This window comes from Flavobacterium piscis, assembly GCF_001686925.1.
GTDB lineage: Bacteria > Bacteroidota > Bacteroidia > Flavobacteriales > Flavobacteriaceae > Flavobacterium > Flavobacterium piscis.
This window is the reverse complement of sequence record NZ_LVEN01000001.1, coordinates 122,354-143,228: the sequence shown is the minus strand read 5'-3', so window position 1 is coordinate 143,228 and position 20,875 is coordinate 122,354. Positions and strand designations below refer to the sequence as shown.

General features: G+C 38.1%; 22 protein-coding genes and 1 pseudogene. 16 read left to right on the top strand and 7 right to left on the bottom strand.

Features of this window, described 5'->3' with window-relative positions:
* Positions 1-748: 748 nt before the first annotated feature.
* Positions 749-2,563: a T9SS type A sorting domain-containing protein gene (locus FLP_RS00715; RefSeq protein ID WP_065447583.1), complete on the top strand. Its 1,815-nt coding sequence runs from the start codon at positions 749-751 to the stop codon at positions 2,561-2,563.
* 53 nt (positions 2,564-2,616) lie between these two features.
* Positions 2,617-4,110 (top strand): hypothetical protein, encoded by a 1,494-nt coding sequence (locus tag FLP_RS00710; protein ID WP_065447582.1) that lies wholly within the window; start codon positions 2,617-2,619, stop codon positions 4,108-4,110.
* Between the two features lie 270 nt (positions 4,111-4,380).
* Here the strand turns inward: FLP_RS00710 and FLP_RS25055 are convergent, their stop codons facing one another.
* Both FLP_RS25055 and FLP_RS00700 read right to left on the bottom strand, forming a co-directional pair.
* Positions 4,381-4,545: a hypothetical protein gene (locus FLP_RS25055; RefSeq protein WP_243397574.1), complete on the bottom strand. Its 165-nt coding sequence runs from the start codon at positions 4,543-4,545 to the stop codon at positions 4,381-4,383.
* A 907-nt stretch (positions 4,546-5,452) separates the two neighbouring features.
* Positions 5,453-5,911 (bottom strand): response regulator, encoded by a 459-nt coding sequence (locus FLP_RS00700; protein WP_065447580.1) that lies wholly within the window; start codon positions 5,909-5,911, stop codon positions 5,453-5,455.
* Between the two features lie 323 nt (positions 5,912-6,234).
* On the opposite strand from FLP_RS00700, the gene FLP_RS25700 reads away from it, so the two are divergent.
* The 4 genes from FLP_RS25700 to FLP_RS00685 all read left to right on the top strand — a co-directional run bounded on the left by FLP_RS25700 (position 6,235) and on the right by FLP_RS00685 (position 7,870).
* On the top strand, positions 6,235-6,375 hold the full coding sequence (locus FLP_RS25700; protein ID WP_317044561.1) for a Y-family DNA polymerase: 141 nt from the start codon (positions 6,235-6,237) through the stop codon (positions 6,373-6,375).
* Between the two features lie 125 nt (positions 6,376-6,500).
* The gene (locus FLP_RS00695) at positions 6,501-7,121 is read left to right on the top strand and encodes an alpha-ketoglutarate-dependent dioxygenase AlkB family protein (RefSeq protein ID WP_065447579.1); all 621 of its coding nucleotides are present in this window, start codon (positions 6,501-6,503) and stop codon (positions 7,119-7,121) included.
* A gap of 142 nt (positions 7,122-7,263) precedes the next feature.
* Positions 7,264-7,425 (top strand): DUF3606 domain-containing protein, encoded by a 162-nt coding sequence (locus FLP_RS00690; protein ID WP_083195759.1) that lies wholly within the window; start codon positions 7,264-7,266, stop codon positions 7,423-7,425.
* A gap of 166 nt (positions 7,426-7,591) precedes the next feature.
* Complete coding sequence (locus FLP_RS00685) at positions 7,592-7,870, top strand: hypothetical protein (RefSeq protein ID WP_123921629.1); 279 nt, start codon at positions 7,592-7,594, stop codon at positions 7,868-7,870.
* Between the two features lie 136 nt (positions 7,871-8,006).
* On the opposite strand, the gene FLP_RS00680 is transcribed toward FLP_RS00685, so the two are convergent.
* Together FLP_RS00680 and FLP_RS00675 are read right to left on the bottom strand one after the other, a co-directional pair.
* Positions 8,007-8,198: a cold-shock protein gene (locus FLP_RS00680; protein WP_056191739.1), complete on the bottom strand. Its 192-nt coding sequence runs from the start codon at positions 8,196-8,198 to the stop codon at positions 8,007-8,009.
* Between the two features lie 116 nt (positions 8,199-8,314).
* Positions 8,315-8,824: a response regulator gene (locus FLP_RS00675; protein WP_065447577.1), complete on the bottom strand. Its 510-nt coding sequence runs from the start codon at positions 8,822-8,824 to the stop codon at positions 8,315-8,317.
* Between the two features lie 222 nt (positions 8,825-9,046).
* Between FLP_RS00675 and FLP_RS00670 the strand changes: the two genes are divergently transcribed.
* Both FLP_RS00670 and FLP_RS00665 read left to right on the top strand, forming a co-directional pair.
* Positions 9,047-10,555 (top strand): PAS domain-containing sensor histidine kinase, encoded by a 1,509-nt coding sequence (locus FLP_RS00670; RefSeq protein WP_065447576.1) that lies wholly within the window; start codon positions 9,047-9,049, stop codon positions 10,553-10,555.
* 522 nt (positions 10,556-11,077) lie between these two features.
* Positions 11,078-12,586 (top strand): PAS domain-containing sensor histidine kinase, encoded by a 1,509-nt coding sequence (locus FLP_RS00665; RefSeq protein ID WP_065447575.1) that lies wholly within the window; start codon positions 11,078-11,080, stop codon positions 12,584-12,586.
* A gap of 147 nt (positions 12,587-12,733) precedes the next feature.
* Here the strand turns inward: FLP_RS00665 and FLP_RS00660 are convergent, their stop codons facing one another.
* The 3 genes from FLP_RS00660 to xseA form a co-directional block, all read right to left on the bottom strand.
* Positions 12,734-12,982, bottom strand: a complete 249-nt coding sequence (locus tag FLP_RS00660; protein WP_065447686.1) for a hypothetical protein — start codon at positions 12,980-12,982, stop codon at positions 12,734-12,736.
* 103 nt (positions 12,983-13,085) lie between these two features.
* Positions 13,086-13,295, bottom strand: a complete 210-nt coding sequence (xseB, locus tag FLP_RS25045) for an exodeoxyribonuclease VII small subunit (RefSeq protein ID WP_317044560.1) — start codon at positions 13,293-13,295, stop codon at positions 13,086-13,088.
* A complete protein-coding gene (xseA, locus tag FLP_RS00655; protein ID WP_065447574.1) occupies positions 13,270-14,706 on the bottom strand; it encodes an exodeoxyribonuclease VII large subunit in 1,437 nt (478 codons plus the stop codon). Before xseA ends, xseB begins: the two co-directional genes overlap by 26 nt.
* 977 nt (positions 14,707-15,683) lie before the next feature.
* Here xseA and FLP_RS00650 point away from each other — a divergent pair.
* The 8 genes and pseudogenes from FLP_RS00650 to FLP_RS00620 all read left to right on the top strand — a co-directional run bounded on the left by FLP_RS00650 (position 15,684) and on the right by FLP_RS00620 (position 20,633).
* The gene (locus FLP_RS00650; RefSeq protein WP_065447573.1) at positions 15,684-15,986 is read left to right on the top strand and encodes a hypothetical protein; all 303 of its coding nucleotides are present in this window, start codon (positions 15,684-15,686) and stop codon (positions 15,984-15,986) included.
* 365 nt (positions 15,987-16,351) lie between these two features.
* Positions 16,352-17,149, top strand: a complete 798-nt coding sequence (locus FLP_RS25040) for a DUF2243 domain-containing protein (protein ID WP_083195758.1) — start codon at positions 16,352-16,354, stop codon at positions 17,147-17,149.
* 378 nt (positions 17,150-17,527) lie between these two features.
* Complete coding sequence (locus tag FLP_RS00640) at positions 17,528-17,854, top strand: SPW repeat domain-containing protein (protein WP_244894293.1); 327 nt, start codon at positions 17,528-17,530, stop codon at positions 17,852-17,854.
* A gap of 56 nt (positions 17,855-17,910) precedes the next feature.
* Positions 17,911-18,063 (top strand): annotated as a pseudogene (locus tag FLP_RS25820) (mechanosensitive ion channel family protein); the annotation flags it as partial.
* Between the two features lie 27 nt (positions 18,064-18,090).
* Entirely contained in the window at positions 18,091-18,741 is a 651-nt protein-coding gene (locus tag FLP_RS00635) for a mechanosensitive ion channel family protein (protein ID WP_243397573.1), read from the top strand.
* 115 nt (positions 18,742-18,856) lie between these two features.
* Positions 18,857-19,093 (top strand): hypothetical protein, encoded by a 237-nt coding sequence (locus FLP_RS00630; protein WP_065447570.1) that lies wholly within the window; start codon positions 18,857-18,859, stop codon positions 19,091-19,093.
* A gap of 89 nt (positions 19,094-19,182) precedes the next feature.
* On the top strand, positions 19,183-19,500 hold the full coding sequence (locus tag FLP_RS00625; RefSeq protein ID WP_065447569.1) for a hypothetical protein: 318 nt from the start codon (positions 19,183-19,185) through the stop codon (positions 19,498-19,500).
* Between the two features lie 47 nt (positions 19,501-19,547).
* Complete coding sequence (locus FLP_RS00620) at positions 19,548-20,633, top strand: lactonase family protein (protein ID WP_065447568.1); 1,086 nt, start codon at positions 19,548-19,550, stop codon at positions 20,631-20,633.
* Positions 20,634-20,875 lie beyond the last annotated feature (242 nt).

Genomic DNA, 20,875 nt, shown 5'->3' with positions numbered 1-20,875 from the left:
GTAAAAATGATTTTATTTCATTTTTTAAAGCAGTTATAAATCTCTCTTTTACGATGTTGAACTCCTAACTATCCTATTTTTTCATGTGGCTGGTCGCATCGATTCAGTGATCTGCGGCAACTGATAACTAAAAAAAGTTACGTTCTTTCTCCGCTAACTTTTTTTCGCTCAACAACTCCATCTTAGAATTCGTCATTAAAATTAAGCGCGATTTTGATTTAAAATGTCCTAGATCCCTCTTTATATTATTTTTTTAATTATCGGCCGACTTACACGCTCTTTTAAACCTCGATTCTTTTTAGGCTAAACTGTATTATAGCCATGCATTGCATCTCAACATTAACGATAAGGAGCCTTTTTTTTGATAGACGGTTATACCCAATAAGTATCAGTTATTACTTCTGCTTTTTATCTTGAAAGGTATTTCTCTTAATTTGCCTCGCAAGCTACTGAAAACAATGCCTTACACAAGCCCTCAAATCGCTTTATCGCTTTTACCAAAACATATCTACAATAATGAAAAAACTATTTTTTGGTTTCATTTATCTTATCTCAATGGTGGCACGATCAGGAAATCCTCCTCCCCCCGGGTTACCTGACGATCCAGTGGCAGTGCCTATTGATTCCATGATTTTTATACTATTTATAGCTGCTGTCGCATTTGGGAGTTATACAATATTCAAAAAGAAGTAGGTCTACATTTTAAATATAAAACAATCTGCACTTAAATAATTCAACTAAAAGAAATATGAAAAAAACTTTACTATTCCTTTCTATTCTGTTTTCTTTTCAAATGTTTTCTCAAATACATGTAGGTGCCAATACACCGGTATATGTGAAGAACCAGGTACTCTATGTAGGTAAGAATATAAATTTGGCTACTAATTCCAATCTTTATTTAAGAAACAATTCTCAGTTGGTTCAGGGAACAACCGGCATTTCTGCAAATACTGGAACTGGAACCCTATCTGTTTATCAAGAAGGAACCTCAGACAATTTCGATTATAACTATTGGTGTTCTCCTGTTGGCAGTACTGCATCATCTGCCAGTAACAACAATTTTGGAATCACATTTTTATATCAGCCCACCAGTGCAATCGCTTCCACAGGTGCAACTATACTTCCCATCGGGAGTTATAATGGCATTGCCAATCCATTAAGTATAGCATCCCATTGGATTTATAAACTAACCAATGCCAATAATTATTCGCAGTGGCTACAAGTTGGAGCCTCTACAGTGATCGCTCCAGGTGAAGGGTTTACAATGAAAGGAACGAGCGGTTCTGACGCTGCAGATCCGGAAGGAACCGGAATTGTAAATAATCCTGGCACGGGAGCTCAAAGATATGATTTTAGAGGAAAACCCAATGACGGAAATATTACTGTAACGGTTGGTTCTAATAATGCAGCAACCCTTACAGGAAATCCCTACCCGTCAGCAATACACTTAAATGCTTTTCTACTAGACCCGGCAAATAATGCGGCAACTGGTATTGCTTATTTTTGGCAACAGGATAAAAATGTAAACTCTCATTACCTCTCTGCTTATAGAGGAGGTTATGCTGCCTATGCACCACTGGACTTAGCCTCAGATGGTCTTTACACCCCTGCCACATTTAAATCCTACAACAGCGATGGAACTGTCAACAATAATCCTCCAACAGGAACAAGTGCAGTTCTGCTGCGAAAATACCTTCCAATTGGTCAGGGGTTCCTGATAAATGGGGCTTCAAATGGGACTGTGACATTTAAAAATGCCCATCGTGTGTTTTTCAAAGAGCAAAATATTTTATCACAATTTGAAAAACCCGCAAAAAATTTAAGTGCCAAAACAGCAACAAATATATACGAGGGCCCACCTCCTCCTCCTCCTTTTATTCCATATTTTAAGCTGAACATTATAATAAATAATGAGTTTACAAGACAGCTTGCTTTCGCATTTGTTCCCACAGCGACCGATGGTATAGACAGAGGTATTGATGCTAAAAATATGGATGAAGACTTGCCAAATGATATTTCTTTCTTGATTGAAAATGCAGATTATGTTATTCAGGGTATTAATTATGATTTATCAAAAAAAGTTCCCCTGTCGGTAAAAGCAGCTACAAGTACAACCTTTAAATTTTATCTACCTGAAATTGTAGATTTTGATGATTCGCAGCCTATTTATATTTATGATTCTGTTGATCAGTCATATCATAACATAAAAAATAATGCATATGAAGTGTCAGTTGACCCTGGAAAATATGCAGAACGATTTAAAATAAGCTTTACTAATGGAACACTTGGAACAAATGATGTTATAAAAACTATATTTTTTATTAGCCATGACAATAAAAACCAGGTTTTAAAAGTAACAAATCCAAATAATGAAATTATGAAATCATTTGTGCTTTATGATCTTCTTGGAAGAGCCGTAATATCAAAGAATAATCTAGGCGCTGAACAGGACTTTAGTTTTTCAACTTCAGGTTTGAGTGCCGGAGTGTACATCGCAACATTCTTAACGGCTGAGAATGCAAAAATCACTCAAAAAATCATTATTTCAAATTCTGGCAATTAAGAATTTTATCAAACTCTTACATATTATTTAAAAATCTTCAATCAATACGAACTATGACAATAACATCTACTCAACAAAATAATAGAATCATACTATTGGTATTTTTCTTTTTTATAACAATTATTGGAAATGCTCAAGTTGGTATTGGGACTGTATCGCCAAATGCAAGTTCTGTTTTAGATATTTCTTCTACAACTCAAGGGATGCTTGCACCGCGTATGACAAGTGTGCAGCGAATTGCAATAGCAAGTCCTGCCGAAAGTCTATTGGTTTTTGACACAACCGAAAAATCCTTTTACTTCTATAATGTTGCAACTACAGCCTGGATAAAGCTTGCAAGTGAGAGTGCTGTAGTGAGAAGTAATTATAAACTGATAAAATCAGTAACAGATTTAGCACCAGAGTTAACTGCCGGAGGAGGATCTAGTTATTTATTAACTACAAATACGTACTATGAAATAAATGGCACTATTGCATTAGCGTTCCCAATTAATTTAAATAATGCTTATGTTTCCGGGGAAGATGTAAATGAAGATATCCTTTCTTCCAGCGGCGTTGTTTTTCAGGGCAATACAGGAGGTGGCATTAGAAATGTTACTTTAAAAGGAACGAAAGCTTTTGATATTACTGGTCCGGGAATAGCAACAAATACTTCTCTTTTGGTTCAAAATACAATTATTGATGGAATGACTACAAATGTGGGGAGTATTTCAGGTTTGGGTTTATACTTTGGTAATATTATTCAGTTCTTAAATAATTCCAACGGAATAACCTATTCTAATATTGGTAATTTGCTTCTAAGCAACCAAGCCTGGTTAAATACTAATAATGGAACTTTTGAAACATTTTCCTCCAGCTTCGGGTTAATACAAAAGAACAGTGGTTTTAGCACTGTTAACGGAGCCGATGTTGCATTAGATGTGAGCGATAGTAATCTTGCTGTAGGAACCGGTATTTTATTTGGCACTGTTTTTTCGGGAACAACAACTGCGACTTCAGGATATGTTAAAGGTTACGCAGCGTCATCAACTTATCCGGGATACCTTTTTAATAATGCTTGGACAGTTGATGCGCCAGGTCTTTCTCGTGAAGCTGATAGTGAAGCCACGGGTGATATTAATCTCGATGCGGCGGTTGGTACTGGAGTGACAACTACTTTTTCTACTGGTACGGGGTCTGGAACGAGAAGAAAAATAATGGGTACCACTACTTCCAATAGTCTGTTTCGTTTCACAAAAGATGGAGACAATAAAATTACTTACAGAGGTAACAAAACAAGATATTTTCAGGTAACAGCTTCGGTTTCGTATCAAGGTAATACCGATTTGACTGTGATTCTTTACATCGCAAGAAACGGTACTGTACTCACTGAAACAAAAGTATACGGTAAAGGTACTACTGGTTTTTTAACAACAGCCGGTATTTTAGCACTACCAATTGTCGGAACTGTACAATTAAAAAAAGATGAGTATATTGAGATTTGGGCAGAGCGCTATGATGGGAGTGGAAATATGCAAACAATTTCTCTAAATTTAACTGCAAGATAGTTTTTACAAAATAATTATAAGCGTACATGCTAAGATGGGCCCGTCAATTACTTAGGGTATCTGACGGGTTTTTCATTTAATTTGAAAATACTTAATCGCTACAAATCACAATCTGTTTGAACATAAAACAATATCTTTTCTGATAGTAGGCTTCAGAAATCTTGCTATAGTAATAGCCTAGTCTTGAAAATACAGTCAATCCCTAATCAGTAAGTATGCCAGTTTTCTGATACTTCGTATCCCAATAGACATTGGTAGCCACAAAATCTACTATAAAATGAACAATTCCAATCCTGCTTCACGGATTGAGGTCACTAAATCTTTCTCATCTACAACAAAATCAGCGCCTTGTTGTTCGCACCAGTCGATCGTTTCCGAACGAGATGTTGTAGCAATCGCCGTTAGTCCGGTAATTTCCTTAGCCAGCTCTCGCAATCGAACCTACTCCACTATGGTATGTGGTAACATCAGCCGGACATTTTTATCGTGGTATTCCAAGTAAGTTTCTGGTGACGAAGATATTCACTTGCACCATTTTTTTATTCTGCTTTTTTTATACTCCCTAAATCATTTTTTTATACTGAAGCACTTTGGGTGCTGCGCCGGACGATTTACAGCCCGGATCAGTTCCTTTTGGCATCCAAACAAAATTGTCCTTGAACTGCGGCTTAATTATTGTCTCCGTTATACCGATTGCGATTCTAATAGCGATAATCCTGCTGATCATCTTTTGGGGTCAGCGGTAAGTTTTAAGACTGTAAATAATTCACCCTTCACCGCAATGAAAAAATTTAAGATAAATGAACACTCCACAGGCAACTGGATCGTTTCCCATAACGAATTTCCAAAATTTACCTGTGAATTTAAAACCAAAAAATTCCATATCACAAGGAGTATAAACGGCTTGGAAGATCCAACGGGAAATTACAAAGAAGTTGCCCTATTGCTCAGAATGGAAGAGTGGCTCCTCAAATATCATAAAAGTAAAATAGCCTGACCTCCCACGGCCTCTGAAAAATATTTTTACCTGAGCAGTCATCATAAAAACAAATTGTAACTAGGCAGCCCCAGCCCGATTGCTTCGCCAGTTCGCTTCGCTCGTGTGCAGTGGAAATCCTTTTGTGCCGGGGTTCGGCACAAAAGATTAGAACGGATAACGAGAAAAAGCTCCTAAAAGATAGTACCAAATTTCTCGAAGCAATAGAAAGATTCAGATGATCAAAAACAGTTATTGGCTGAATTTCGATATGCAGAAACATAATGATCCTGCCCGCATCCCCGCTAATTTAAATGTTTTTTTCAATAAGGGCAAGTTTATAAAAGTCTCTAATACAGCCCAAAACTAAACCAAAAGAAACTTTTTATTTCCTTCACCTGCCGCCCCAACAAGATCCATGCTCAAAACTTCTTCCAGCAAAGATTTGAGCCTATCAAAACAGCTGGGCTTTACCGCATAGAATGTAGCGCCAAGCTCTGATGCCCTGCGGATATTCTCCGGATCACTGCTGGTGGAAAGCATCACAATGTTCACGTCTTTCGGCACCCCCTTATTGCTTCTAATCTCCGCCAGGCATTCCAGTCCTGATTTGCCGGGCATATTGATATCAAGAAAAATAAACTGGGGAAGCTCAGCACCTGAAAGGGAAAGAAGGTCATCCATTAAATGCATGCCGTCAGGGGCTTGTTTTAAAACAGCATCGGGATCAATCTCAAGAACCGCATCAGCAAAAAACTCCCTGTCATCGCTGTCATCATCGGCCAGATAAATAAATCTCTTAGAATTGTGTGTTTCAAACGCCATTTTACTAAAATTTACATAAAAGGATAAATAAAAACTGATTCGGATAGACGGTTTCAAAAGCTAATGCCTGTGCAATTATTAAAACTTCAAAATGATATTCAAATTCGATTTTGGGGTGTAAAGATAATTCAAATTAAGAAAAAACACATTAAAAAAATAACTTTTAACATTTTTTGATGTAACCCTTTTGAGCAAAATTTCGCCTGTTTACAGGCTGTTTGACTATACGAAAAATCTGATCCTGTAAATTTGTTACAAATTAGAACATACTGCCTTTTAATTTTTGTTACAATCTGTAATAATTTTGTTTTTGTATAAAAGAGATGACTATGGAAAGGGCGGTTGTGCACATCGATATGAATACGTTTTTCGTGTCCTGCGAAAGACTGACCAATTCGGAACTCAACGAGATACCGCTGATCATTGGAGGCGGAAAGGGGTACTGTAGCATCGTGCTTTTATGAAGCCCGCGTTTCGGGTTTCGCCCGGCCATGCCCATACATATGACCATGAAGCTCTGCCTGCAGACTAAAGGATGAAAGGTGACAATAAAGATAATAAAATGAGTATAAATTAAATTCCGGAAAAGATGATGCTATTTGATGACACTGAAATTTTTTCATCAGGCAATGGCGGAAAAAGAACCTTTGACGTCCCTGATGCGGATCTGATGCTGATTGATAATTTTTTCAGCAAGGAAGAGTCCGATTACTACTATAATTTTTTATACCATAATTCCCAGTGGAGGGAATATGAAATGCCCATGTACGACAAAGTGGTTACGGCTCCAAGAATGATCACATGGTACGGGGAGTCAAGAAGGCCCGAGCGTAAGGCAAATCCGCACTGGCCCTCAGAACTGCTCCGGATTAGGGAGCGTGTGCAGCAGCATACCAATATCCAGTTCAATGCCGTGCTGCTCAACCTCTACAGGGACGGCAGTGACGGGGTTGGATGGCACAGCGATAAAACCACCAGTACCAACAAGGACATGAACATCGCCTCGGTAACCTTTGGAGAAACAAGACTGTTCCGTCTTCGCCATAAATTTCTAAAGCACATCCCACAGATTGAAATACCCCTGCATCACGGTACATTCCTGCTTATGGCAGGACACACCAATACCTATTGGGAACATCAGGTACCAAAAACAGCCAGGGAAGTGCTGCCAAGGATCAACCTTACCTTTCGACAGGTAAAAGAAAAGTAACATCAATAACTTTTTTTCAAAAGGATGTGAGCTCCTTAAACTACTGGAAGTGATAGCAATCGTGTAAAAATCCTAATTTATAATATAACAGGATTGGGGAGCTCATAAAGTAACTTTGGGTAAACTATTAAATTTAAAAATCATGGATGATAAAACGAAAACCGGAAAAGCAGATGATTCGCAGATCAATATAAACGAATCTTATGAGGTGCAGTATTGGTCTGAAAAGTTTAATGTGCCACAGGAAACATTAAAAACAGCCGTGAGGGCCGCAGGTACCAGAGTGGATGATGTCAGGGATTAGCTAGCAGAAAATAATTAATATCATGCCTGGGTCTCATGGGGATTATCCCCATCCTATAAAAACCAGCCCGCAGAACTCCGCGAAAAGGCTGTCGAGATCGCCAATGCCCTGCTTCAGGACGGTGCAGAAGAAGGAATTGCCATAGCTACCGGACTCAAACAGGCCCGTGAGCTGCTGGAAAATCATAAAGAGAAAACCGATAAAACTGAAAATCATGGAAACGAATAAAAACACATCCGAAGAAGATCAGCAAACCACTAATGAAAATGCCAACAGTGCCTACAGCAGTTCGGGAAGCATGCAGCCCGGAGAAGGTACCGGAGAAGCCGGCCGCCTGAATGACTACCAGAAGGATTACCTGGATGATGCTTTGGACAAAAAAAACAATTCTGAGGGAAAAAGCATCACCGAGGCCACCGACCCTTCGAAACTCTCGGATATTTAACAGTTAAAGACTACAATGATATCCAAGATCTTGAAAAGAATTTACTATTTTTATGGTAAAAGCAAACTTACATTACATAAAACAAAAAAGGCATCTGCTGAGCAGATGCCTTTTATAAGTTAACCGTTATAGTATATTATGCTATCACTACGTTTACTGCGTTTGGACCTCTGCGGCCTTCTTCAATGTCATATCGTACTTCATCGTTTTCACGAATGTTTTCCGATAGACCTGAAACATGAACAAAAACTTCGTTTCCTCCATTACTTGGAGTTATGAATCCGAATCCTTTTTCTTCATTGAAAAATTTTACTGTACCTTCTTGCATTTTAATGTATTTAATTGCTCAAAGATAGCCTTTAAAAGGAAAAGGCACTGAAATTGAGATTTTTATTTTACAATACTATAATCGGGCATCTCAAAGGCACCCTGATTGAATTTTATTTAATCCTTATGGGATATATTCTTTTCAGAAACAAAAAAGATATTTTTTACCGGATCCAGCAGAGCTTTTGTCCAGTGCAGTACGAATACTTTTTTCAGAACCAGAATAAAGCCGTTAAAAGAACTTGGTTTCTGTACATAGAGGTTTGCCCCTTTGTTAAAAGTCTCTTCAATATCACGGGGATGGTTCGACGTGGAGAGCATAACGGCCGGGATATCCTTAAGTTCGTTATCACTCTTTATTTCAGCCAGCGCCTCCTTGCCTCCTTTAACTGGCATATTGATATCAATGAAAACAATATCAGGATTTGGCTCGTCGGGATCTTTCAGGGCGTTTAACAATTCCTGCCCGTTTTCTACAGTTGTTACCTCAGAAGGGACATTGGTGGCATCAAGGGCTTCCATAAATAATTCCTGGTCATCCTTATCATCCTCGGCCAGTATAATTTTCAGTGGCTCTTTTTCTTCCAGGCCAGCAGAAGTTACGGCAGAATTTTTAGGGCTTGTCATAGTAGGCGGTGTTTACAATTGCCAAAAGTACTATATAAATGCATAATAAAAATTTCAAAAAAGCAGTAATATTAAAAGTATGTGTTTTTTTATTTACATGCGCAGAATATAGCGCTCATAATGTTGACTAGGTTGGAGTTCTACAACCAACGACATTAAATTGTATAACACCACTCTTTAGCAGGCACCCTACCTTAGCGTAAACCATAAAGACTAACAATTGTGCAGCATAACTTAAATTTTCTACAGGAAATATCACTGCAAACGCCGGTGCCCACCGCAGTTTACACTACTGAGGATTTAGTTGTTTCCTTTGCTAATGCAGCCATGAGGAATTTATGGAATAAGGACGGTCAGGTGATCGTCGAAAAATTCGCTGATATTGCCCCTGAGCCCGGGCAGGATTCGATCAGCCAGGAAATCCTGCGGGTAATGAAAACAGGAATACCTTTTAAGGCCTATGACCAAAAAATTAATATTCTTATAAAGGGAGTATCAACACCGCTTTTTTTTAATTATAGCTTTACTGCCCTTCGCAATGAAAAAGGAGTAGCTTACGGCGTGGTACATACCTGCACGGAAGCAACCAAACTGCATGAGGCAAATAGCCAGATAATAAATTCCGGCGAAATGCTGGGCATGGCCATCGAAGCCTGCGGTATGGGTACCTATGAAATCGACCTTGTAAAAAACAAGATCACAACCTCTGATAATTTTAAAAAGCTCTGGGCCGCCGACTCTGAAATTACCATCGATGCCCTTATAGCAAAACTGCATCCGGACGATCGCAGCCTTCTGGAAAAAGCCCGCAAAGATGCCCTTGAAAACGGAGTGGTCTGCTACGAAGCCAGAATTTTGCAAAAAAACAGCTCCTGGAAATGGGTTAAGGTTTTTGGAAAAATCATAAAAGATGAAAAAGGTACCCCATTAACAATCTTAGGGGTTGTTCAGGATATACAGGACCAAAAAGAATCTGAGGCGGCACTGAAAAGAAAGATCCAGGAAAGCACCACCGAACTTCGAAGATCAAACGATGACCTGCTGCATTTTGCCAATGTAGTGAGCCATGACCTTCAGGAGCCGGTCAGGAAAATCAAAATCTTCAATGACTTCCTAAAAAATGACACTGCAGGCCAGTTGCCAGACCGCTCTGTTATGCACTTAAACAAAATTGCCCATTCTGCCAATCGGATGCAGTGCATCATTGAAGGGCTCCTTGCCTACTCTACTATAGACAAAAGCACACAGCCCGTTGAAAATATTTTTCTAAACGACCTGTTGGAGAACATCAAAACAGATCTGGAGCTTATCATAAAAGAAAAAGGGGCCATCCTGATTATAAACGATCTTCCCGAGCTCGAGGGTGCCCCTATCCTGATTCAGCAGCTGTTTTATAATCTTATCCAAAATGCTCTGAAATTCACAAAAGCAGACCAGCCTCCACGGGTTATAATTACTGCGGTTCTAAAGAATATCGATTCGGTTGATTCTGTTGAAATTTCCTTTAAGGATAATGGTATAGGACTTGATCCGATTTATGCACAGAAAATATTTGGTGCTTTTGAAAGGCTTCATTCCAAGAATGAATACGAGGGAAACGGCATCGGCCTGGCACTCTGCCAAAAGATAGTTGACAGGCACAATGGAATTATAACAGCTAAAGGAAAAAAAGGAAACGGCGCCGAATTTATAGTTTCCCTTCCCCTTAAACAAGCTGCGCAGAGTATTTAGAAACAGCTATTGTGCCAAAGCTAAAATTGAGTACACGGAAGTCTAAGTACCTTGGCATGTAAAATGCTAACAGGATCCCGGCTGTTATCGATGTATCAGATCATATGTTTGCCACAAACCAATAAGTATGATTTTAATTATTAAAATTAAATTATTTTATTGTTTATTTACAACTAATACAATGATAAAGGCTCCATATTGTTAAAATTTAAATATTGTTTAATTTTTCCGTCAAAAAGATAAACAAATTATTTTAGTTTTCATAAATTAGCATGAAGGGGCATCCAGCCAAAAATAGCCTTTTAAAAATTTGAATCATTATTAAATGAGGTGAACATGAAAAAAGCCAATTTATTTTTACCAGCAATTCTACATCCGATCAGAAAAGACCTAAGTGGGCCGGATAATAAAGAAAAGCAAATATTTTTAGACATCTCAATTCTATAATACTGGTCTGAAGTACTATAATTATATTTACTAAAAAACAATAGCTTAGCAAAAGCAAACCAAAAACACATTGCCATGTACCGAAATATGAGGCTCTTAAAAGACATAGTGGACAACACCCCGCTACCCATTGCTGTATACACAGGTGACAAACTTAAAATAGAACTGGCCAATACCGCCATGATCAGTACCTGGGGCAAAGGGGATCAGGTAGTGGGAAAAAACTACCTCGAGGTGCTTCCCGAAATTCAAAACCAGCAGATTTTTGACCAGGCGCTAGGCGCCCTAAAAACCGGTATACCGTTCCATGCCAAAAACAAAAGGGTCGATCTTCTTATCAACGGGGTTTTACAGACACATTATTTCAACTATAGCTTTATTCCCCTGCTTGATGAGCAGGGGAATATTTATGCGATCATGAATACAGGGGCCGATGTAACTGAAATCCATATGGCCAAACTCCAGGTGCAAAGTGCCCAGGAAAGGCTCCGCATTGCCATTGACTCCTCAGGCCTGGGCACCTATGAAATAGACCTTGCCACAAAAAAGGTGAAAACCTGTAGGAACTTCAACTCTATTCTGGGCATTGACGGGGAAATATCAAATGAAGATCTGCTTGCAAAACTGCATCCCGAGGATCTGCCCTTTCGAGAAAAAGCACATGAGCAAGCCCTAGTTACAGGAAAAATATGCTATGAGAGCAGGATTATAAAAGAGGACCAATCAATCCGCTGGACTAAAATTAACGGCAGGATCATCAAGGACGAAAACGGCACGCCAACGGCGATTATCGGAATTATTCAGGACATAACCGAACAGCGGGAGTTTGAGCAGGAGCTCAAAAGGCAGGTTGACCAAAATACGGAGGAACTCAAAAGGTCCAATGATGATCTGCTGCATTTTGCGGGCGTGGTGAGCCATGACCTGCGCGAACCTGTGAGAAAGATTAAAATTTTCAACACACTATTGAGAAATGAAAAAGAGAGCGAGTCTAATGAGAACTTCAAAAAACACCTCACTAAAATAGACCAGTCGGCGGTAAGGATGGATAACATTATAGAGGGCATCCTGAGTTATTCCACTATAGACAAGACCCGTCAGCCCATAGAGCGTGTAGATCTCGGGGAAGTCATTGAGGATATAAAAACAGATCTGGAACTGATCATAAAAGAGAAAGGCGCCATACTGAATGCCTGCAAGCTACCTGAAATAGAAGGGGCTCCCATTCTCATCACCCAGCTTTTTTACAACCTGATACAAAACGCGCTTAAATTCTCCAAAACAGAGGAGCCTCCCCGTGTTGTCATTACCTGTGTTCGAACCAGCCTAAACGGCGCAGAAGCCGTACAGATCACCATTAAGGATAATGGAATAGGACTAGATCCTGCATTTGCCGAGAGAATTTTTACGGCCTTTGAAAGGTTAAATTCCAAAGACCAGTATGAAGGAAACGGCCTTGGACTTGCACTTTGCAGAAAAATAGCCAACAGGCACAATGGCACCATATCGGCCATGGGAGAGAAGAATAACGGGGCAGAATTTATAGTCACCCTGCCTTTGAGACAGGCAGCAGAAAATATTTAAATTTCAGAGAGGATCAGATATTACCCTTATCCTCACTGCCGCCAAAATTCAATACTGCTATACTACCAATTTCGGAGGATATGCAGTGCTTGGTCATTGCTTTTTTTGTAATGCTTTTTACAGGCTAATTAAATTCAGTTCCCGCCCTTACTTAAAAACAGATATACTGTCCTCAAGCTGCTCCCTGGCTATAAAGGCAGCAATAAATTCCTGCACCTCGCCGGCCGTTCCGCTCTCAATATCAAAAGAATTGATATGAAACTCCTCGTCCTGGTCCGAAATGTGTATGATCTGGGTGTAGCCCTTTGAGATCAGGCTTCCTTTTAATTTAATAATATTTGACTGCTGTTTGCCGTCAAGCTGCTTTCGAACCTTCAGTTTCAGCCCCTTTTCCATTGCGATTAATTTAAATAACATTGATACCGTCTGGTATCAAAAATAAAATTATTTACCGGATTCCAACTGAAGATTCCATAAAATAAATTGATACCGTCATTGATTAGTTTTCGGGATGCTCCATCCTGCTGATGATTTTATTCACTTCCGCTTCTGTGCTTTTAAGCCTGGCCTGGCAGAACTCAATAAGCTCTGATGCCCTTTTGACTTTTGCAGCCAGCTGGTCCACTGATATTTCTTCGCTTTCTATTTGTTTTGAAATGGCTGTCAGCTCGGACTTTGCCGCCTCATAGGTCAGTTTCTCTTCCATCATATTGTATTTTTTCTTTAACAATGCTTTTTAGTTTTACGTCCTTCAGTATCACTTCTATCTCGTCACCAGCCTCTATATGATCGGCGCTGCTGATAATTTTTTCACCAGCCTTCACAATTGCGTACCCTTTGCGTAGTATATTTTGCGGGGACATCATCCCGATACTTTTCTTTTGGTATTCCAAAGCAAGCTTCTCATGGCGAAGATAGTCACCTGCTGCATTCTGTATACTGTTTTTTATATTCCCTAAATCATTTTTTTGCTGCTGAAACAGCATTCTCGGACTTTGCGCCAGTTGATGTGCGGTAAGGATTAGTTTCTTTTGGTGCCCGTACAAAACTTCCCTTGAACAGCTTGTAATTCGATGATTGGTTCGCGTCAGCTCCTCACCGTGCAGCTGTATAAGTTCCATTGCGCTACGGGAAATGGCGTTTTTGAGCTCGCTTAATTCTTTGTAATGGACATGAAAAAGCTGCTGTGATTTGATCACGATATTTTGCTGGAGCGCGAGTATCCCAAGTTCAAAACTTCGGTTATGGGCAATGATAAACTCAGCCGCCTTGGTGGGTGTTTTGGTATGGGTATGGGCCATCAGGTCCGCTATACTGACATTTTTCTGGTGCCCGATCCCGGTGATAATCGGAATGGGAAACTTGGCCACTGCCCTTGCGATATTATAATTGTCAAAGATCAAAAAGTCAGACTGTGAGCCTCCGCCCCTGTTAATGACAACAGCATCGTACGCAATTCCGGTAGTATAGATTTCGATGAGTTTATTCAAGAATAGTTTGGCATTGTTATCTCCCTGTACCACCGTATAATAATCATCAATCCGGAAAACATACCCAAAATTATTATGCTGCATCGTATGGCGGAAATCCTCATTCCCAGCCGAGCTGCTCGAAGAAATTACAGCCACTTTCTGAATTACCGCCCCAAGCTGCAGCCTGCTGTTATAAGTGGAGTACTCATCGCCTACTTTTTGGATATAATCATTTTCTCTCACCAGACGATCAAGGGTAGCATTTCGTTGCTGCTCGAGTATTCCCAGCATAAAATTGCTGTCAATATCCAAAACGCTCGCTGACAAGCCGTACAAGGGATGATAATCAACGCTTACCTGTACCAATACATGCAGGTTGTTGGTAAAAGCCTGTCCCGTATTTTTTTCAAACTCCTCAATACGAATAGCCCCACCTCCCCATGATTTGCCCATCATTTTGGCTGTGATTGCATTGCCATTCTGCGCTTTCTCCACCAGCTCAAAATAATGGATCTTTTTATCTGCTTTATAGGAATGATTGGTGATATCGGCCAATACCCAAAAAAGTTGTGCTTCAAAACGCGCACTAATCGTGTCATGGATCATGTCATTAAGTGCTGAGAGTCTGATATACTGCTGGGGCTCCATTAGTGGGAATTTCTTACTACATGGCTAAGATACTACTATTAGGGCAAAATCTCAAAAAGGCTTAAAAGGAGAATCAGATCTGAAAAATAACTATACCAAATCCGCTTCTTGAAAATACACAACAATTGGAATTAAATATGTAATGCTACAAATATCAAACGGGGCGCGACAGCCTAGCCCCAATTGCTTCACCAGTTCGCTTCGCTCGTGTGCATTGGAAATGCTTTACAGCGTGGTTCGCTGCAAAGATTGAAACGTATAGCGGGAAAAGCTGCTAAAAAATAATAGTAAAACTGAAAATATCATCCGAATCAGGTAGTGGTAGCAATTTTGAATACCCGATTAATTAAAACCTTATAGCCCATTTGTAGATAAAAAAGAGAAAAGGCCTTAGCCTTATATTAATCAGACAAGGACTTCCTGGGAAAGAAATTTTGTAAATACAGATTAAAATTTTGTAAAATAAATTTGAATGGACAGTCTAAATTTCTGAAGCAACTACTGGATTCCAAAACAGAAAAATTGCTCCAAAGGGAAAACCATACTGCAGTCGCTTAAAATTTCCGTCAGCTTTCAAAAGCAAACGGTTTGTTTAGGATGGATAGCGTTTTTAAGTGTTTCTTTACTTCACTTTATGTGAAGACATTATATGCCCCTCACGCAGATTACCGACAGGCACCCGTTTTACGGGTGACATCCAGCAGCGTTTTGGCAAATTGTATGTCATCCCCAACAATCATAACTACCTTGTCCTGAGCGATAATTTTTTGCGGTAATCCTCATCTCATCAGAATTACTGAGCTTAGAATAATTCCCAACGACATTTCAAGTGATGATACCCATTTTGTCATCAGATAATTATAATCTTGATTTGTATTTTGTAATTTTTTTCGAAGATTATATAAAATTTGAATTCTTCAAATATGCAAATTTGATTTTAATTTACATATTCACTCCTTGTAATAATAATTATAACTATGCATAATATAAATTTTGATTTAAAAAAGGCCATACTTCAAATTCTTGCTGAAGATTATACACGGGATTTCACATTGGAAGAATTAACTGAAATTGCTCTTCCTGCTTTTTACAACAAAATTGGTTTTTCTGACAAAGAATTACATGAAAACATCAAAAACCAACCAGAAGTTTTAGATGTATTGCTTTTTTTAGAAAAAAGAGGGTTAGTAGTTTTAAATTCCACAAATGACGAATGCTGTATCACTATCAGAGGGTACACGGTATCAAGCTTGGATCTGTTTGATCTAATGATGAGATAGAATCATATTTGGCTTTGTAAATTAGAAATGAACAGGGATTTAGTGTGCAATTTTTAAAATCAAAAATTTCAAAAAAAAAATGAGTAAATAAAAATATTAAAAACGGAGGACATAATAAAACAATTTGAAATAGGTTTAAGAGCCCAATTAAAATCGATTTATTTCTGTATGTATTATCTGGTCTTTTTCTTGTTGCTTCTCCATGGATTTTAGGCTTTCAGATCCTATTTATCTTTCTGATCTGATATTAGGTCTATTTGAAATTGCGGCATGCTTGATGACCAGTTCAAAAGTAAATTCAAATCTTTAAAAAAAATGCAACATATTAAAAAACATTAATCTATCGCACATAAAAATAGAATCTTATGAAAGAAAAGAAATCATTTTTAATTTTGTCAGGGCCATTTCTCTCCATCATAAATCTTTTTAATAGTATAAGAAATTATAAAATTGCACTGTGTCTGAATAAAATACTGGTCATTGTATTGTTCTTTTGCAGTTCTAATGCTTATTGCTGTACTAGCTGCAGTAAAGAATTGCAGCAAGCTATAAGGGAGAGCGTTTATACTAACATTTTCGTACTATTTTCGGCCTTCATAGTTTTGGCTCTTATTATAATAATTCTAATATATCTTTCTCTCAGAAATTATAAACTGAATTCAGGTTCAGATATAACTGATCCTAAAATTGCCTGTATACCACTTGGTTCTGCATCTATAGTTTTAGGAATAGGTATTGGTGGATTTACGGACGGAATTATCCTGCACCAGATTTTGCAATGGCACGAAATGTTCTCCAATAAATTCCCGCCTATGACCGTACTGCAAAAAAGCGTGAATATGTTTTGGGACGGTATTTTTCATCTTTTCACTTTACTTTCTACAATCATCGGAATTTATTTGCTTTGGAAACTGATGCGAAAAATCAATATTAATACTTCTGGAAATCTCCTGACAGGAGGTATACTGGCAGGCTGGGGAATTTTTAATTTAGCAGAGGGAATTATTAATCATCAGATTCTCGAAATACATAATGTTAAAGAAATCACAGCTAACAAAGAGCTTTGGAATTACGGATTTCTTCTTTTTGGAATTCTACTGCTCCTTTTCGGATGGATTTCAATGCGAAACTCGTTCCGCGTTTTTAAAAACGGACCAATATAAACTAATTTCAGTAAGGCGTTTACAGCACCTAATCAATCATCACACATAATGTCTCATAAATTTACAATGCCAAAAACTGACTGGCGGAAAAAGCTGACATGCCCTATGAGCTCACAACACAGTTCCTGAATAATTTGGCTGGAATGTATTCTCTGCTTCCGAAGCCGAATCCTACCTATCAGAATTGGCAGTCTAAAATCGAAGTTGAAGTCAAAAAAAAAAATTGGTATTCCGCGAAATAACTGCTAAGCCTTTGAGGGCAATTGGACTTCCCAGGCGTCAGTATGGTTAGAACATCATGGTAAAATAACTTATAAAACTATTATTAATTAAAATTCAAAAAAAATGAAAATTATTGATACAAAAACTCATGGATATATGGATTATATCATGGGAATCTTTCTGCTTGCTTCACCATCTTTATTCAGTTTAAACGTCAACACTATGGAAAGTACCGTTTTTTATATCGTAGGTGTTACAGCAATTATCTATAGCTTATTGACTAATTATGAATTAGGATTTCTAAAAATAATTCCAATGAAAGGGCATTTAGCGCTGGATATCTTTTCAGGCATTTTTCTGGCAGCATCGCCATGGTTATTGGGTTTTGCCCAAATAGTATACATGCCCCATTTGGTTCTTGGTATTATTGAGATAGGTGCTGCGCTTTTGACAACCCCAAAATCAAGAATAGAAATAAAATAAAGGCAATAACTGTTCTTTTAGAATAAGAATATTTTTCGGAAATAGACTGATTACTTATGGAAAAAGTAAACGAATACTGGAAAAGGACGGAAGCAGCGGCCATGGCATTCTGGCCCAATCTGCTATCCGCCATATTAACCCTTGTTATTGGTATAATCATCATTAAAATTTTCAGAGTGATAATGACGCGGTTGATCAGCAGGAAAAGGTTTGATGACACACTTTTAAAATTTGTCATGGATGTACTGATCTGGACATTTCGGGCATTGCTTTTTGTGAGCGTCATCACCAAACTTGGAGTTGAAACTTCCGTATTTGTTGCAGCAATTGGTGCAGCAGGTCTGGCTATTGGACTTTCGCTCCAGGGCTCTTTGGCAAACTTCGCCGGCGGGCTGCTCATTATTCTTTTTAAACCGCTGCGTGTTGGCGATTACATCGAAGCGCAGGGCGAATCAGGAACCGTTGCAGCCATATTCATTTTCAGTACTAAAATCATTACGCCAAACAACCATTCTGTCTATATTCCAAATGGTGCATTATCAAATGGTATCGTTAGAAACTTTTCCAAAGAAATGACACGCCGAACTGATATAACACTAAGTGTCAACCATAACAGCGAATTGCATCAGGTAAAAACTATAATTCATGAACTTATAAAAGCAGACAAAAGAATTCTGGATCAGCCCGAACCTTTGATATTAATTAAAGATTTGACTTCAGAAGCGATTCTTTTGTCTGTCTTTGCCTGGACAGCAAATGCCGATTTTGGATTTGTAGTTTCTGATTTTTATGAAAACATTAAAAAGTCTTTTAAAGAACATAACATTGAGATTCCAGCACTAAAAAGGGAAATAGTAATTGAAAAATACATGAAAAAAAAAGTCTAAAGTTAATTGTTTTGATTAGTCAAATGTAAATTTGATAAGAATTCGTCATTTTCATATAAAAACAGTTAACTCTATAAGCTTAATTTTAAGCATCTTATAATTTAAATCAGTAACAATGGAAAATTTACACAATTACCCTAAAGAAGAACTTCAAAGATGTCCCTTTCACAGCCAGCAGCAGAATAACGAAAATTACATGAATTCTGAAGATAACACCGAAAAACCCTGTAAACCGGATGAAACAGGAACTGACCCAAAGCGTTATGAACCTAATAAATTTGAGAAAGGCTCTAATGAAAAATCAGGAGGTGACGGAAGTACAGAAAGTGCCGCTAAAAAGCTGAACAACTGATAACGATTCAAGAAGGGATTGACCCTATACAAAACTATTCTGTTGAGGTTGCCCCTATTTCAGTATCATTTTAACACAATAAAAATAGTATGAACATAACGTATTTCTTAACCGGCTCCTATAATGATGTAGATAATGATTTTGAACTCACGATTAATACAATAACAAGTGTCGATCAATCGGAATCAAAAGACAGCTGCGAAGTTGTGCTTAGAGATATTTCGTCGGAAAATAAGCTAATGTGGCAGACCACGCAGCCTACGTTTGTATTATGTCTGAACGATCTGGATGAATTTATTATTGAGAATACTATCTTGTTTTACAGCAAGATCCTTACTTCTTCCCATCGGGATAATGTTATCGACAAGGAACTTGAAGGTTTTATTTTAAACAGACTGGAGTATTAATTGAGTCATCATTTTTACTTTCTTATTGAAATTTAATTATTTACGCCATGGATACCAATTTAATTAGAAATCACACTAAATTTAACCTATTGGTAGGAACGTATACCAAAAATTGCGATAGTGACGGAATATATATTTTCGAGTTTGATGCCATATCGGGAGAACTAAAGCTGATCGGCAGCAGTACAGAAAAAACTATAAACCCCAGTTATTTAACAGTTTCAGAAGACAATAAATATGTGTATGCCATAAATGAGGACGGCAAACAAAGTACCGTCAGTGCTTTTGCCTACAATTCAAAAGAGCATACACTTAAATTTCTCAATAAAAATAAAACCTTAGGTGCCGATCCCTGCCATATAATTGATGATGCACAAAATGTTATAGCTGCCAATTACGGTGGAGGCAGTATCGCGGTTTTTAAGAAAATGACGGGCAATACTATTTCTGAAATACGCCAGCTTATTCAGCACGAGGGAAAAGGAATTGATAAAGAACGCCAGGAAAAGGCACATGTGCATATGGTTTATTTCTCACCCGATAAGAAATTTGTTTTGGCTAATGATTTAGGACTGGATAAGGTATTTATTTATAATTATTCGCCTCACGCTAATAACCAGATCCTGACATTAAAAGAGAGTATCGACCTTAAATCAGGAAGTGGTCCACGACATGCAGCTTTTTCAGAAAAAGGAAATTTCATATTTGTACTACATGAATTAGACGGAACTTTGACTACCCTTCGATATAATAAAAATGGAAGCTTAGAGATCCTGAACGAAACAAATAGCACTCCTGCAAATTTTAAGGGAAGCGCTAGTTCTGCAGCCATCAAAATATCTCCTGACGGAAATTTTCTATATGTCTCTCACCGTGGTGATCTTAATTCTATTTCAATTTATAAAGGGGGTGAAAATGGCCAACTTGATTTGGTAGATCGAATTAACACTGGCGGAAAAGAGCCCCGCGACTTTGCGATTGATCCTTTGGGTAATTTTCTTTTGGTTGGGCACGAGGAGACAAACAATATAGTGGTTTTTAAGCGCGATAGAATAAGCGGAAAACTCACCAGCACCGGAAAGATCATTGAATTATGTGCTCCTGTTAATTTGGTTTTTACCGAAATACAATGAAAGAACTTATTCATGATAAACATATCAACTAATATCTAAAAAAACAGAGCCGCGAACTTTCAGCTCTGTTTTTGTTTGCGGGTTAATGCTAATCCTTGTTTATTAGGATAATTCAATTGTATGTTCTCGTGATAGTATTTTTCTAATTCGGTTAGAGATCCGAAGGCAGTTCGGTCAATGATGATTCTAAATAAATCTCCTTTTTAAAGTCTTCTTCTTGATCTGGGTTTTGTTTTTCCAGT

Coding starts and splice junctions, on each gene's coding strand:
- FLP_RS00640 (WP_244894293.1), top strand. CDS start 17,528: ATGGATTATATCATGGGAATCTTTCTGCTTGCTTCACCATCTTTATTC.
- FLP_RS00680 (WP_056191739.1), bottom strand. CDS start 8,198: ATGCAAGAAGGTACAGTAAAATTTTTCAATGAAGAAAAAGGATTCGGA.
- FLP_RS00695 (WP_065447579.1), top strand. CDS start 6,501: ATGATGCTATTTGATGACACTGAAATTTTTTCATCAGGCAATGGCGGA.
- FLP_RS25700 (WP_317044561.1), top strand. CDS start 6,235: ATGACTATGGAAAGGGCGGTTGTGCACATCGATATGAATACGTTTTTC.
- FLP_RS00700 (WP_065447580.1), bottom strand. CDS start 5,911: ATGGCGTTTGAAACACACAATTCTAAGAGATTTATTTATCTGGCCGAT.
- xseB (WP_317044560.1), bottom strand. CDS start 13,295: ATGATGGAAGAGAAACTGACCTATGAGGCGGCAAAGTCCGAGCTGACA.
- FLP_RS00675 (WP_065447577.1), bottom strand. CDS start 8,824: ATGACAAGCCCTAAAAATTCTGCCGTAACTTCTGCTGGCCTGGAAGAA.
- xseA (WP_065447574.1), bottom strand. CDS start 14,706: ATGGAGCCCCAGCAGTATATCAGACTCTCAGCACTTAATGACATGATC.
- FLP_RS00665 (WP_065447575.1), top strand. CDS start 11,078: ATGTACCGAAATATGAGGCTCTTAAAAGACATAGTGGACAACACCCCG.
- FLP_RS00690 (WP_083195759.1), top strand. CDS start 7,264: ATGGATGATAAAACGAAAACCGGAAAAGCAGATGATTCGCAGATCAAT.
- FLP_RS00650 (WP_065447573.1), top strand. CDS start 15,684: ATGCATAATATAAATTTTGATTTAAAAAAGGCCATACTTCAAATTCTT.
- FLP_RS00710 (WP_065447582.1), top strand. CDS start 2,617: ATGACAATAACATCTACTCAACAAAATAATAGAATCATACTATTGGTA.
- FLP_RS00620 (WP_065447568.1), top strand. CDS start 19,548: ATGGATACCAATTTAATTAGAAATCACACTAAATTTAACCTATTGGTA.
- FLP_RS00635 (WP_243397573.1), top strand. CDS start 18,091: ATGGATGTACTGATCTGGACATTTCGGGCATTGCTTTTTGTGAGCGTC.
- FLP_RS00660 (WP_065447686.1), bottom strand. CDS start 12,982: ATGGAAAAGGGGCTGAAACTGAAGGTTCGAAAGCAGCTTGACGGCAAA.
- FLP_RS00625 (WP_065447569.1), top strand. CDS start 19,183: ATGAACATAACGTATTTCTTAACCGGCTCCTATAATGATGTAGATAAT.
- FLP_RS25040 (WP_083195758.1), top strand. CDS start 16,352: ATGAAAGAAAAGAAATCATTTTTAATTTTGTCAGGGCCATTTCTCTCC.
- FLP_RS00715 (WP_065447583.1), top strand. CDS start 749: ATGAAAAAAACTTTACTATTCCTTTCTATTCTGTTTTCTTTTCAAATG.
- FLP_RS00630 (WP_065447570.1), top strand. CDS start 18,857: ATGGAAAATTTACACAATTACCCTAAAGAAGAACTTCAAAGATGTCCC.